Annotated in this window: 3 protein-coding genes; all 3 read right to left on the bottom strand. The window is 40.5% G+C overall.

Annotation, left to right across the window (positions count from 1 at the left end):
• Positions 1 to 20: 20 nt before the first annotated feature.
• The 3 genes from AM592_RS05910 to AM592_RS05900 are packed head-to-tail and all read right to left on the bottom strand — an operon-like array spanning position 21 to position 14493.
• Complete coding sequence (locus AM592_RS05910; protein ID WP_082363776.1) at positions 21 to 4493, bottom strand: non-ribosomal peptide synthetase; 4473 nt, start codon at positions 4491 to 4493, stop codon at positions 21 to 23.
• A 12-nt stretch (positions 4494 to 4505) separates the two neighbouring features.
• Positions 4506 to 8735 (bottom strand): type I polyketide synthase, encoded by a 4230-nt coding sequence (locus AM592_RS05905; RefSeq protein ID WP_053602931.1) that lies wholly within the window; start codon positions 8733 to 8735, stop codon positions 4506 to 4508.
• On the bottom strand, positions 8725 to 14493 hold the full coding sequence (locus tag AM592_RS05900) for a non-ribosomal peptide synthetase (protein WP_053602930.1): 5769 nt from the start codon (positions 14491 to 14493) through the stop codon (positions 8725 to 8727). The genes AM592_RS05905 and AM592_RS05900 overlap by 11 nt, the downstream gene beginning before the upstream one ends.
• Between the last annotated feature and the right edge of the window lie 307 nt (positions 14494 to 14800).

The raw sequence follows: 14800 nt of genomic DNA, 5'->3' as shown, positions 1-14800 counted from the left end.
AACTCGCTCCTCTTCCTGCATCATTCGCTAAAAATATTTTCAAGATCTTCACTCGAGAGGTTAGCAGCTTCAAAATCAGATGGCGTAAATTCAGCATGATTCCTCTGGCAGCAGTGCAGGATCACGTCTCTCATTTGATTCATATAGGCCTTTGCAAACTGAGAAATCGATTCCCGTTTAAACTTGTTTTGGCTGTATGTCAAAGAAAATCTCAGCTTCCCATTCACCATGTATGCTATGATATCGATCAAACAATCCAGTTCATTTGTATGGCTGCTCTCTCTTCCCGTGTATTCCTCTGCAAATTCAAAGAGACCACTCGAAAAGGAGGCATGAAAATCACCGAGATAGTTAAAACGGATATATTTATGATTGTCACCCGGCAAATCACCCGCAAGATACTTCATCACACCATGGCTCAAGCCTTTACTAGGAATCTGGCGCAATTGCTCTTTTCCTTGTTTGATCTGATGAGACAGGTCTGTCTCTTCCACCTTCAACAGAACCGGATATAAACTGGTAAACCACCCAACCGTTCTTGAAACATCGATTTCATTCCCCAAATCCTCACGTCCATGACCTTCAATTTCAAGAAGAACTTGATTTTTTTTGAAGAAGTCACTGGTAACAATTGATAGCGCAATGATCATTAATTCATCTGCTTTGGTCAGGTAGGCTTCGTTTGCTTTTTGCAAAAGGTCCGTCGTTTCTTCTTCTGATAACATCAGAACCATTGACTCACAACTCTCGAGACGGTCTTGTCCTAAATCAAAATCAGTGATTGTTTCATTTTGGTGACGATAAACATCTCGCCAATATTGTTTCTCCTTGTCCGAAATTCGTTTGCTGAAGGTTTGGAGCTCCATTGCCCACTGCTTTATGGAATCGGTTTTTGGCGGCAGGTAAACTTCTCTCTGTTCTTCCATTTGCTCATAGATTCGGTTTAAATCTTCCAGAATAATTCGCCAGGAAATTCCATCGACAGCTAAGTGGTGTGCCGTTAGGAAAACTCGTTTTCCTTTACTGCCCAAATCGAACATGCATGCTTTCAGAAGAAGATCATGTTCAATTCGAAAGCTCGCTTTTAGCATTTCACCAATGTCTTCTATTCGCTTAAACTGCTCCGAGTCAGGATCGTTTGATAGATCAAAGCTTTTCAATTCAATTTTTTGATCGAAACCGCTTTCGTTGAAATACAATTCTTTTGTTTCCTTTCGATAATTCAGCCGGAAAGCATCATGGCGGCCTATCAATAATCGCAGGGCCGATTCAAGTAATTCTATGTTTATATCATCTGTGACTTTTAATAACACAGACTGCGTATAATGGTTGATGTTGTCTAAATTTTGAGAAAAAAACCAAGACGCAGATGGAAGCGGCTGAATGACTCCGCTGCACGGTGCATTACTGCTTTCGCTCATTTTGTTATCACTTTTTTCCATAAACATCGTCATATCTTCGATGACCGGATTGGCCAAAATATCTTTTGTTTTTAGACGAAGTCCTTTATCACTCAGCATTGATGCCATCTGAATTGCCTTAATTGAATCTCCGCCTAAATGGTAAAAATTATCCTGCATCCCTACCTGGTCAACACCTAACACATCTCGTAAAACGGATGCCAAATTTTCCTCTATCTCGCTATCAGGATCGCCCCACCTTGTAATCTCTGGATCTGGCAATGCTTCTTTATTCACTTTTGCGTTGATTGTCAGCGGAATTTCCTTTAATGGAACAAAAAAGGAAGGAATCATATAAGATGGTAATCGATCTTTTAAATAACGGATGATCTCAGGCACATCCACCTTTTGTTTTTCCGTATAATATGCAAAAAGAGATCGATTTCCTCCATTATTTTCCCGATCGATTACGATTGCGTCCCTGATGCTCGGATGGCTGCGAAGGTTATTTTCAATTTCGCTTCGTTCAATCCGGTATCCGCGAATTTTTATTTGATGATCAATTCTTCCCGCGTATTCAATCTTGTTCTCATCGACAAATCGCGCTAAATCACCAGATCGGTATATACGCTCGCCTATTGAATATGGATTCTTAAAGAATTTTTCTTGTGTTAACTCAGGTTTGTTGAGATACCCCCTTGAAACTCCGTCTCCGGAAATAAAGATTTCACCGACAGCACCAACGGGAAGCGGCTGAAGGTCAGCATCCAATAGATAAATCTTCGTATTCTGTATCGGTCTGCCAATCGGCACGGATGAGCCTGTATCCTTTTCAGCATCAAATTGATGAATCATACACCCAACAACTGTTTCTGTCGGTCCGTATTCATTAAAAATTTTTATATGTCTGCCAAACCGATTCTGGATTCGTTTTGCAAGACTTACACTTAAATCTTCCCCGCCAACGATAAATGTGTGAATCGTGCTGCTGTCGTATGCTGTATCTTGTAAGAGAGATAAATGAGAAGGTGTTAATTTGATAATGGTGGATAGTTTTTCCCTAATGATTTTATAAAGAACGTATTGGTTATCATCTGCAGGATAAATAACAATCTTATTTCCGCTGATTAATGGCACGAATATCGATGTAACCGTAAGGTCAAATGCCAAAGATGAATAGAAAGGAAAGATTTCATTTTCACTTGTGCCCACATATTCTTTTTTCGCCCAACAAATATAATTTACCAATCCTTGATGCTCAATCATCACACCCTTTGGCTTACCAGTTGATCCTGATGTGTAAATAATATAGGCGAGATCAGTTGGATCACTTAGAACATGGAGTTTCGAAGAGTCACCCTTATAGATATCTGCCGAGTTCAGTTCGATAACCTCGATATGATATGGAAACAATGAACGATCTAGGTTACATAACAGGATAGAGATGCCTGAATCTTGCAGCATATAATGGATACGGTCCGAAGGATAATCCGGATCGATCGGTACATACGCCGCTCCTGCCTTCAGAATCCCTAGAATTCCTATGATCGTTTCAATCGAGTGCTTCGTTGAAATACCGACAATTGTGCCTTTTTGTACCTTTTTCTTTATCAGGTACCTTGCCAATTGATTCGATTTTTCATTTAATTCCCGATAGGTCAGCTGTTCATTTTCTAAGATTAAAGCTGCTTTGTTCGGAGTTTTTTCGGCTTGTTCTTCAAAAAGCTGGTGAATGGTCTTCTCCTTTTGGTAATCGGTATCTGTTCGATTGAAGTCATCTAGCAGCTCATTTTTTAGTTTTTCTGATATGATTTCCGTTTCCTTAAGCAATTGATTAGGAAACTTGAGGATTTGGTCAATGATGTGAGTGAAGCTAAGATACATGTGGTCGATCTGATGTTCATTAAATGTTTGGACCTTATAATCGAAATCTAAATCAAATCCTCCAGATCTTGACCACTCTCGGACAATCACCTGCAGAGAATAGATTTGCTTGCCGTTATAAAATTCTTCATTTTCGATTGGGCTGCCATCAAGTTTATTCGGAAGGCTCGTGTTGTAATAATTGATGCATGTATCAAACAAATCACCTAAGCCTCTTTGCTTCAATCCCAAATCTTGTATTAGCAACTCGTAAGGATATTTTTGATGGAAATAACAGCGCAGCAACTCTTGATGAATCGTTTGGACCATTTCCCGAACCGATACGTCAACATCGGTACGGTACCGAAATGGCATCGTACTCGTAAACATTCCAAATATATTTTTCTCTACTTTTCCCGATCGGTTAAACACCGGCATTCCAATAATTAATTCATCCTGCATTGTTGCTTTATGAAGATAGATCGAATACAGAGCGACAAAAAAAGCATAGACAGACACTTGATGATCGGCAGCAAATTGTTTGATTGCGTTTGACTGGCTGTCAGATAAACGAAAAGTCTTTCGCTTCCCATCTGCACAAACGAGTTCGCTTTTGAGAGATTCAGGAAGGACGCTGAATTTTTCGTTCCAAAATTGTTTATTTTTTTCAAAACGCTTGGATGCTGCATATGCCTCTTCCTTTTTCAAATAACTGAAATAAGACTCCCTTTGTTGATCTGCTATTCTCTCTCCATTCAACCGCTTCATATACGTATTGCAAATCTGTTCCGTTAATAGATTCATAGACCAGCCATCTGAAATCATATGATGCACCTTAACAAAGTATCCGCCGACGCCTGAGTTGCGAATCGTAAAGAAAGCAAAATCAAAGAGATTGCTTTCATAAAGGGGAAATGGTTTCCCTGCTTCCTGACGTACCCATACGTCCATATCTTCCCGGCAGGAAAATTCGACATGCCGAACATGAAACTTGCGGTACTCTTCGACATATTGCCGGACGTTCCCATCTGCTTCAACGATGTGATGTCTGATACCATCGTTGCTTTTAATAAAAAGATTAATCGCTTCTTCTAGAACGGTAAAATCGACATTCCCTTTGATCCCTACGATACCGCCAATATTATGCAGCGGTTCACCAGGGTTGATGTTCTCCATATACCAAATTCTCTTTTGCGGATGAGTTAGTGAAAAACATTCTTTCTGATTCAAATCATCACCACTTTATCGGACAGATTTATTGAAAAACTCCACCTGCTGACCATACTCGATCATTTTTCTAACCAACGGACTGCTAATTTTATTCCATTCAAAACCCATTCTTTTAAGCAATAGATTTGTCTTCTCAGCAGTAATATGGAACACGGTTTGCTCGGCATGTCCAAAAACAGCCTGTCCATCACCTACACTATGCAACTGCAGATGATAAATTTCAGATGCAAAACGATTCATTTGCTTTTCATCAAAGATGTAATCTATAAATTTCTCGAGTGACGTTTTTGTTACATTCAGATTTAAGTCTGGAATCGTTAGAAGATCGGCTAAACTTACATGATCGGGATTATAAATATGGTGCGTTTCATTTTTTAGCTCTTCTTTATCAAAGAGACAGATAATGACCCGGCTAACATCGTCTACGCATGTAAAATCCGTATCTTTTTCCATTTCTGGCACGACGCCGATCTCTATGTAAGATTTCATCATCGTGTATAAAGCGTTTTGCTCGATGTTTTCTTGAAATCTTCCTGATTTAGAATCAAAAACGATATTTCCCACACGGAAAATGTTGCTATTTACGCCTTTTTTCCTTGCCTCAACAACGAGCTTTTCAGCTTCCAGTTTTGTTTTAGGATAGTGGTTTTCAATCATTTGTCCCAAATCATGATCATATTCCGTATATAAGATATCTTTTTGCTTCTTCACCCTGCCAGAAGCTACAGCCAGTGTGGAAATATGGTTCAGATCTTTTTTAGCTCCCGTAAGCGAAAATTCTATTATATTTCTCGTTGCCGAAACATTTGCCGCAAAGGATTTGGCATAGTTTCCATAATGACTCACATCGCCGGCTGAATGAATGATGCATTGGATCGTATGGCTAAGATATTGATACATGGTTCGATCCAGGCCCAAGTCCGGCTTAGCGAGGTCTCCGCAGTATACAAACATTCTTTCTCGGTATTCATCATAAAAATCTTGCCCAAAATAATCGCGGATTTTTTCGATTACACGGTTTTCTGCTTCTATTTGACTCCCGCTTCTGACAATTATATGCACATTACCTGCTGAATGGATGAATAGCTCGCGGAGCAGATAAACTCCCAAATATCCAGTCGCACCAGTTAAAAGAATATTTTCATATGTTAATTGAGAAGAAAGATCGGCTTCTTTATATCTTCTGTTTCTCTCCTCATATCTACGTCTTGTTTCTTCGAATTCCTGCAATCGCCCTTCTTCCAGCCGGTGCCCATCCCTTCTGGCAGTAAGGTAATCTGTTAAAGCTTCTTTATCAATTGTTGTATGTTTCTCAGCTTTATAGGAAATGCTCTGAGCTAGATCATCAATTCTTGGATGTTCAAATAGATCATTTATGGAGATGTCAAACTCCTTTTGTAACCTGGCAACAACATTGACAGCCGTCAGGGAGTTCCCGCCTAATTCAAAGAAATCATCATTCCCGTGTATTTGTTTTACCCCGGTAACGTCTCTAAAGGCTTCAAGTACTTTTTGCTCTTTTTCATCCTGAACTGGAAGGCTTCGCTTCGAGTCTGCTGTGACTTCCATTGGAGGAGCAGACGTCCTGTCATTACTGGGATAACGTTTGCTCACACTATAGTACTTTCGATCAAATGGATATGCAGGCAGTGGAATACGATGTCTAATTTCATTTGAAAAAAAGCTTGCCCAGTCAATTTTCACGTTATGGATATAAAGTTTGCCGATCGATTGGAGCAAAAATTTATCATCATCGACGCTTTCTCTAAAATGACGCACTGTGTTGACAATTACCTGTGAAGATTCTTCTTGGATTTGCTGTCTAATGAGAGAACTTAATATTCTGCCCGGACCGACTTCTACAAAAAGGTTTTCAGCATTAGTTATGAGCTGCTGGATACCGTCATAAAACCTTACAGTATGCCGCAAATGACGGACCCAATATTCAGGACTTGTTGCTTGGCTTGCAGTAATCCACTCGCCGGTCACATTCGATAGATACGGTATTTCCGGCTGGCAAAATTCGATTTCTTTTAACTTTTCTCGATAAGCAGCTAAGATTGGATCCATCATAGCTGAATGAAATGCATGGGAGGTTGATAGGCTTTTACAGGAATAGCCTTCACGAGCAAGTTTTGCTTCAAAACGAGAAATCTCTTCATGAGAGCCTGAAATAACGCAAGATAATGGACCATTCACAGCTGCAATCGATAAACCCGCACTCATAAACGGTAAAACTTCATGTTCTGAAGCCATGACACTTACCATTCTTCCTTGGGGTAATTGCTGCATTAGACCCGCTCGTTCAAGAACAAGTGTTAGTGCGTCTTTTAGTGGAAATACCCCGGACAAGCAAGCAGCTACATACTCGCCAATGCTGTGACCAATCATGCCATCGGGAGTAATCCCCCATTCCATTAACGTTTTTGCTAAGGAGTATTCAATAATGAACAGTGCAGGCTGGGTGTAGGATGTTTGATTGATTTCTCCCCTCTCTTCCACCACTGGATCCGACGGGTATAACACTTCCTTCCAATCTATTTGGCTTATTTCACTTAAAATTTGAAAACACTGATCGACATGTTTTCGAAAAACTTTTTCTTCTCTGTACAATTCCAATCCCATATTGATGTATTGTGCGCCTTGCCCTGGAAACATAAAGATGAGCTGCTTGCTCGGTGCGTCGTTTCCAAAACGATGAACAGGATTAGATTTGAGAAGTTCACGCTTCGCTTCCTCAATATTAGAAACCGCTACCATGCTTCGATAGTTTAACCGTTTTCTGCCGTTTAAAAGCGTATAGGACACGTCTGCCAGATTCACATCAGCATGATCTTTCAAATAACGAGCCAGCCTTTTCGACTGTTCGTCAAGAGATTTTTCTGTTTGTGCGGAAAAAGCAAGCAGTTGATATCTTCTGCTCCCTCCTGATGCCTCTCTTTCCGGAGCTTCCTCAAGTACGACATGGGCATTAGTTCCTCCCATCCCGAAAGAACTTACTCCGGCTCTTAAAGGAAACTCGGGGTTTTTCCACTCTGTCAATTTATCATTCACGTAAAACGGGCTGTTCTCAAAATCAATTTTTTCATTCGGTTTTTCAAAGTTAATACTTGGAGGAATCATCCGGTGTTTCAAAGCAGCGGCCGTTTTAATCAAACCAGCGATTCCAGCGGCATTGTCAAGATGCCCAATATTTGCTTTGACTGAACCAATACCGCAAAACCTTCGTTTTTTTGTGTGAAATGCCAGCTTTAACGCTTCAATCTCAATCGGATCTCCAAGCATCGTGCCGGTACCATGGGTCTCTACGTACGTAATACTCTCAGGCTCTACTTCTGCCATGTAATGAGCTGCCTTGATTGCGTTTGCTTGTCCTTCCACACTTGGCGCTGTAAAGCTCACCTTATCCGACCCATCATTATTTATAGCGGATCCTTTCACGACAGCATAAATCGAATCCCCGTCAGAAACAGCATCCTCCAGCCGTTTCAAAACGACGAGCCCGGCTCCATTGCCATTTACAGTCCCTTTGGCACTTGCATCAAATGGCCGGCAATGTCCATCTGGTGAAAGAATCATGCCGTCCCGGTAGACATATCCCCTTTTCTCAGGCAATGTTAGCGAGACCCCTCCAGCTAAAGCCATATCGCAATCACCGCTTAAAAGCGCCTGGCATGCCAAATGAACAGCAACCAATGAGGATGAACATGCCGTCTGAACGGTGTAGCTCGGCCCTTTCAAATTCAATTGGTGGGAGAGTCTTGTACTGAAAAATTGTGAGCCATTTAACAGCTCGGCTTCTTTAATGAAATCTTGCACGTGACGGTAAATCGTATCCATCCAGTACAAGTTCGTCGAGCTCCCGATGTAAGTCCCGACTAATCCGTTCATATTATCCGAAGAGTAGCCGCTATTCTCCAATGCTTCCCAAGCGCATTCATGCAAGATTTTCAGCTGGGGATCCATCACTTCTGCTTCCCGGGGAGAATATTGAAATAAATCAATATCAAACCATTCTGTACCAGTAATGGCCCCTCCCGCCTTTACGTAATTTGGGTTTTGGAGTGTTTCCCGGTCAATTCCTCCCTCCAAGAGCTCTTCATCAGAGAATATCGAAACCGATTCTTTGCCTTGCTTCAAATTTTCCCAAAATTCGCCGATCGTCTGTCCGCCGGGAAACCGGCAGGACATCCCGATAATCGCGATCTCCATCCCGTTTGTTTCTGGCATGCTACGATCCATTCCAATCCCTCTTTCTTTGCCTTCTCTGTTTCAGCCTATTTCTCGATTCCTCCATCACATTGCCTCTATCCGCATTCTCGTTTTCAGGAGTCCGATTCTCATTCTTCGATTTGACTTGCTCAGCTAGAGAATAAATGGTCGGGTGTCTGAATAGCTCCACAACACTTATATCAATCTCTAATTCTTCTTTCAACCGTTCATTCACTTGAATAATCGTAAGTGAATTTCCGCCAAGTTCAAAGAAATGATCATGGATCCCTACTTGATTCATCCCCAGTATTTGTTTCCATATATCAGCTATCCTTTTTTCAAGATGGGATGAAGGTGCTGTATAAACAGTTTTTGACTGTAAATGATCCTCATCATTTCTGTTTTGCAGCGCCTTTCGATCAATTTTATCGTTGGCTGTTAACGGCATTTGTTTTAACTGGACAAAGGATGCAGGGATCATGTACTCAGGTAATTTATTTTTCAAATAAGCCCTTAATTCAGCGGCCGTCATTTCTTGCTTTGTAATGACATACGCACATAAATAGCTTTCCCCGTTCGGATTTTGTTTGGCGATCACAACTGAATTCTCTATAGAGCGATGGTTGATCAGATGATCATTGATTTCGTCCGGCTCGATTCGCACTCCGTTAATCTTTACCTGGTGGTCGATTCTTCCGATATACTCAATGTTTCCGTCCGGAAGCCATCTGGCAAGATCCCCCGTTTTATACATCTTTTTATCCGGGAAAATGGGATCGGAGACGAACCGTTCGTTTGTCAAATCCGGTTTGTTAATATATCCTCTTGATACACCGGCTCCTCCAATACAAAGCTCTCCTGTTGCTCCGATAGGTACAGGCTGATCATCACGATCTAAAATGTACGCCCGATAGTTGCTTAAAGGTTTACCGATAGGAAGGCTCGTTCCTTTTTCAGCTTCCGTGCAGGTATAGAGGGTTGAGAAAATCGTTGCCTCTGTTGGACCGTACAGATTCAAGATGTTATCGGCATGAACGGTACGGCGCAGTTCATCATATAGCTTCTTAGTAAAAACCTCACCCGCTACAAAGATATAACGGAGCCGATGATTGGTTGATTCACTGATAATCAAAACTTTCAAATGAGCTGGTACAGCCCCCAAAATATCGATCTTGTTGTTTTCAATAAAGGTCCAAAGCTTCCCAGGTTCTCCGACCAGCTCCTTATCGGGAATAAAAAGCGTCCCTCCGGAGAGGATCGGAAGAAAAATCTGCTGCACAGAAACATCGAAAGTCATCTTCGCAAGCAGCATGTGACGATCTTCCTTTTCGATTTGCAAGTCGGAAACCAATCCCTTGATCTGATTGATAAGATTTCGATGTTCGATCATCACGCCTTTTGGATTCCCAGTTGTTCCGGACGTATACATGACATACGCTAAGTCTTCAGGTTTATTGATATTTTCAAGGCGACTGACTTCTTCACCGCAAAACGTTTCTTCATCCAGCGAAATCACTTGCTGTTTAAAAGGTGGCGTTTCCTCCAGCGAGCGCTCCGCTAAAATCAATTTGCAATCGCTGTCTTCCAAGAGATAGTTTATCCTTCTGATCGGAAAACCGGGATCAATCGGCAAAAACGCGCCGCCTGCTTTTAGTATCCCGAGAAGCCCAATCATCATATTTAAAGATGGTTCAGACATAATCCCGACAATTGTATTCCGTTGTACGCCTTTTTTTCGTAAAACGCGTGCCAGCTGATTCGCCTTCATCTCTAATTCAGAGTAAGTTAGAGTGTTCTCTTTCCAATGGAGAGCAGTTTTTGATGGAACGTCTTTGGCTTGTCCTTCAAATAACTCTTGAATCGCCATTTGATAGGAATATACTTTTTCTGTCTTGTTGAATTCAGAAAGCAGGGTATGCTTCTCCTCTTCGGAAATCATCTGAATTTTTTTTAATGGCCAATCGATCGTTTTGGTTATTTCATTAAGCAAACGAATAAAATGATCGGCCATCCTTTGTATGGTAGTCTTCGCAAATAAATTTGATCGATATTTGAATTTAAAATCGATGTTGTTTTCTGTTTCCACTGCATGAATGAAGAGATCAAATTGCGTCATGCTGCTTTCAATCGCTATATTTCGAAATGATAAATCCCCGGCATTGGTAAACGTATTCTCGTTCATATCAAGAGCAAACATAATATCAAAAACCGGATTTCTTCCTGGATCCCGGTGAACGTTTAATTGCTCAACCAACACTTCAAATGGATATTCTTCATGATCAAGGGCTTTCAGTACAGCATCCTTCACTTCATTCAATAACGTACGGAACGTTTTTTCGCGGCTTGGAAAGTTTCTCATGACTACCGTATTGACAAACATGCCGATGACCTTTTCTAACCCAGACCTGGATCTGCCTGCTGATGGAGAGCCGATTACAATATCTTCCTGTTCGGTATATTTAAAAAACAAGACATTCAATGCAGAAAGCAATACCATATAAAGGGTCGACCCATTTTCCGCTGCTATTTTTCGTAAGCGGTACGTCAAGTTGTCTTCTGCTGTAATGAACACGCAATCCCCTTTTTCGTCCTGCATTGGAAGACGCGGATAATCTGTATTTAATTGAAGGACAGGAACTCCTTCTTTAAACAAGTTCAGCCAATACTTCTCTTTCTGTGTAAACTCACCAATCTGAAAAAATCTCTCCTGCCATACGGCATAGTCCCGATACTGCAGGTTAACCTGAGGCAAATCTTTTCCTGAATAGTATTGAGTAAATTCCTCCATGATAATATCCATTGAAATACCATCAAAAACGATATGATGAGCGTCAGTCACCAATAAATGCTTATTTTTTTCAAGTCTTATCACATAAATATGAAAAAGTGGCGGCTTTTCCAAATGAAAAGGCTTGATAAGACTTTTGACCGTTTCCATTGCCTCTTCCTCTTTTGCATCGACAATTTCAACCGAAACGTCGACACGTGGATGAACAAACTGCATCAACTGACCATCGACAAACGAAAAAGACGTACGCAACGCTTCATGACGATCGACAAGAGTTTGAAAGGTTTCGATTAATTTATCAAGATTCAGCTGACCTTCTATCATTGTTGCAGCTGGCAAATTGTAAGCGACTGAATCCCTGCTTAGCTGCCAGAGAATGTATAATCGTTTTTGCTGAGAAGAAACGGGATAACATTCTTTTTCTGCGACAGGCAATACATTGGAGTCTTTATTTTGACTCTTGTCAGAAATTAGAGCCGTGATTTCCTTTATCGTTGGTTTTTTAAACAATTCATTTAATTTCAGATTGGTTTCAAATTCCTGGTTGATTTTAAGTATGATGGAAGCCGCCTTTAACGAATGTCCTCCTAGTTCGAAAAAGTTATCATAAACACCGATTCGTTCACTAGTAAGTACGTCCTCCCAAATTCGCGTAATTTTCTCTTCCACGTCACCTAGAGGAGCAACAAAACCTTCGCCTGCTGCTTGATCCATATAAGGTTTTGGCAAAGCATGCCGATCAATTTTCCCATTTTGATTATGAGGCATGGTTTTCAGTTGCGTGAAATAAACCGGCACCATATATTCCGGCAGCCGTTTCATAAGGAAATTTCTTAATTCAGAAATCGTGATCGTTACCTCAGATGTAAAATATGCACTTAACTCTTTTGTGCCTTGAGGATCTTCCATTGCGATGACGGCTGCCTCTTCTACATCAAGATGCTTCATCAGGCATATCTCAATCTCTCCGGTTTCTACTCGAAAACCTCTGATTTTTGTTAAATTGTCTTTTCTGCCGAGAAATTCTACATTTCCATCAGGCAACCACCTTGCCATATCTCCTGTTTTGTACACTTTTTTCCCTGGGACAGACGGAAAATCAACAAACTTAGCATCCGTTAACTCCGGTGCATTGGCATACCCGTGTGACATACCGGCACCGGCAATACATAATTCTCCTGAAATTCCGATCGGCAAAAGGTTCATATTTTGATCAACAATGTAGATTTCCGCATTATCGATTGGCTTGCCGATCGGAATTGTTATCATTTGCTTGATTTCCAGATTGCTAATCCTGTAGAAAGCGGCGATATCCGTGCACTCCGTAGGACCATAAGTATTGACAATTTCGCTTTTGAAATTGTCTGACTCCGCTAGTGGCATCAGTCTTTTGCAATGAACGGATTCGCCACCTAAGAAAACGTGCTTCAATGATGCCAATCTACTGAAATCCGATCGTTCATTGTAATCCACTAACGGGTAAAAACCGCTTGGCGTGCAATTGATCGTTGTAATGTTTTGCAAATGAATATAGTTTGACATTTCATTGTAATCGTATATTCCAGGCTGAAAAAGGTGCAGTTTCGCCCCTATGATTATAGGAGCAAACACATTCTTATGTGCGGTATCAAAGCTGATTGGGGCAATTAATAAGACATTGTCCGTTTGACTCATGCCAAATTCATTCGTATACCAGCTGAGCAGATTTACAAATGAGTTTCTTTTCACCATGACGCCTTTTGGCTCACCCGTACTTCCGGATGTATAAAGTACATACATTAAACTTTCCGGTAAAATGGTCAATTCCAAATTTTCTTCCATTTCAGCATGCGTATCCTTGCTTAAGATCGTATTGATATTAATCGATCGAATATTCTGTTTATGAAACTCCTGATTGACATTGTTCGTTAACATAATGTCTACGCCTGAGTTGCTTATCAAATAATTGATGCGTTCTTCCGGATAGTCGTGGCTGATTGGCAAATATGCTCCTCCAGCCTTTAACACCCCTAATAAAGCAATTGGAAGTTCGAGCGAGCGATCTAACATAATCCCTACTATTTTATTTTCAGTAATTCCCTGCTTAACCAATTCATTTGCCAGATGGTTCGCTTTTTTATTTAATTCCTGATAGGTTAGCTTCTGATCTTGAAAAATAACGGCTGTCTCGTGCGGAGTTTTGGATACTTGCATCTCAAACAGCTCAACCACTGATTTGTCCTTAGGATACTCTGTAGATGTACTGTTAAACTCGTAAAGAATACAATCTCTGTCTGTGGATAAAAAATCGATATCGGAAAGGCGGGTACTTGGCTTTTTCACTAATGCTTCAACAAAAACAGTCAGCATGTCTGTCATTTTTTCAATGCGTTCTCTTTCATTTGCCTGGCTAGTAATCGTGCAAACAATATTTCTTCCATCCCAATGAAAACGAAAAGTTGTATCGGCATTTGATCTGTGAACTTTTAGGTCATGTTGAATATTATCAAGCTGGATAATTGTACGCGGTTTTAGACGATTGGCTTTTCTAGGCTCTAATCCAAGCAGTTTTGCTAAATGATCGTATGATACATTTTGGTTTTTATTTGCTTCTGAAATATTTTTCTGCACTTCAAGCAGTAGGTCTTTACATGACATGCCGCTATGAATATCACTTCGAATAATCAGGTGATGATCTTGATAAGCCCTGCCTGATTTTGATCGGATAACAGGAGTTCCGATTGATACATCACGGCTTCCGGAATAGATAGAAAGCAAGTATTTCACACCAGCCGTCAAGATAATCAAAAGTCCATATTCCGATTCATTCGCAAGTCTGATCATTTCATGTGAAAGGTCATCTGACAATTGATAGGTAAAAAGATCACTTTCCTCTTCTATGTCCTTAATTTTTTTGTGATCCTGCGTAAAACTGCTCATGTTTATATCTCCGGAAAGTTTGTTCAGCCAAAATTTTTCTTCTTCCGTTAAAGTGTCTGGATAATAAGCGTGTTTACTCATAATGACCTCCTCACATTAACCATTGTTGTATTGATTAGATCAACTGTATCCAGTTAATTTTCTTTTTAAAAAAAGATCTCCCGGAAAGCTGCAGATCCGTATGTCTTTCGAAGTAAAATCCGTCCATTTATACAGGTCTTCTTTCTTCATATCTCTAAGACGGTAATTCTGGTTTTAGTTATGTATTCTTCTTTTTCTCCATTCATTTTCTTCACTCATATCTTAAGAAGAGAAGAGAAGCCTTATTCACCATTTTTTTACATCATTTATAAGTGACGAGGCCTCCCGTGTTATGTTTAAAAAACGA

The sequence above is a fragment of the Bacillus gobiensis genome (assembly GCF_001278705.1).
Classification (GTDB): domain Bacteria; phylum Bacillota; class Bacilli; order Bacillales; family Bacillaceae; genus Bacillus; species Bacillus gobiensis.
The sequence above is the reverse complement of the archived record's forward strand: the minus strand, read 5'-3'. Positions and strand labels throughout refer to the sequence as shown.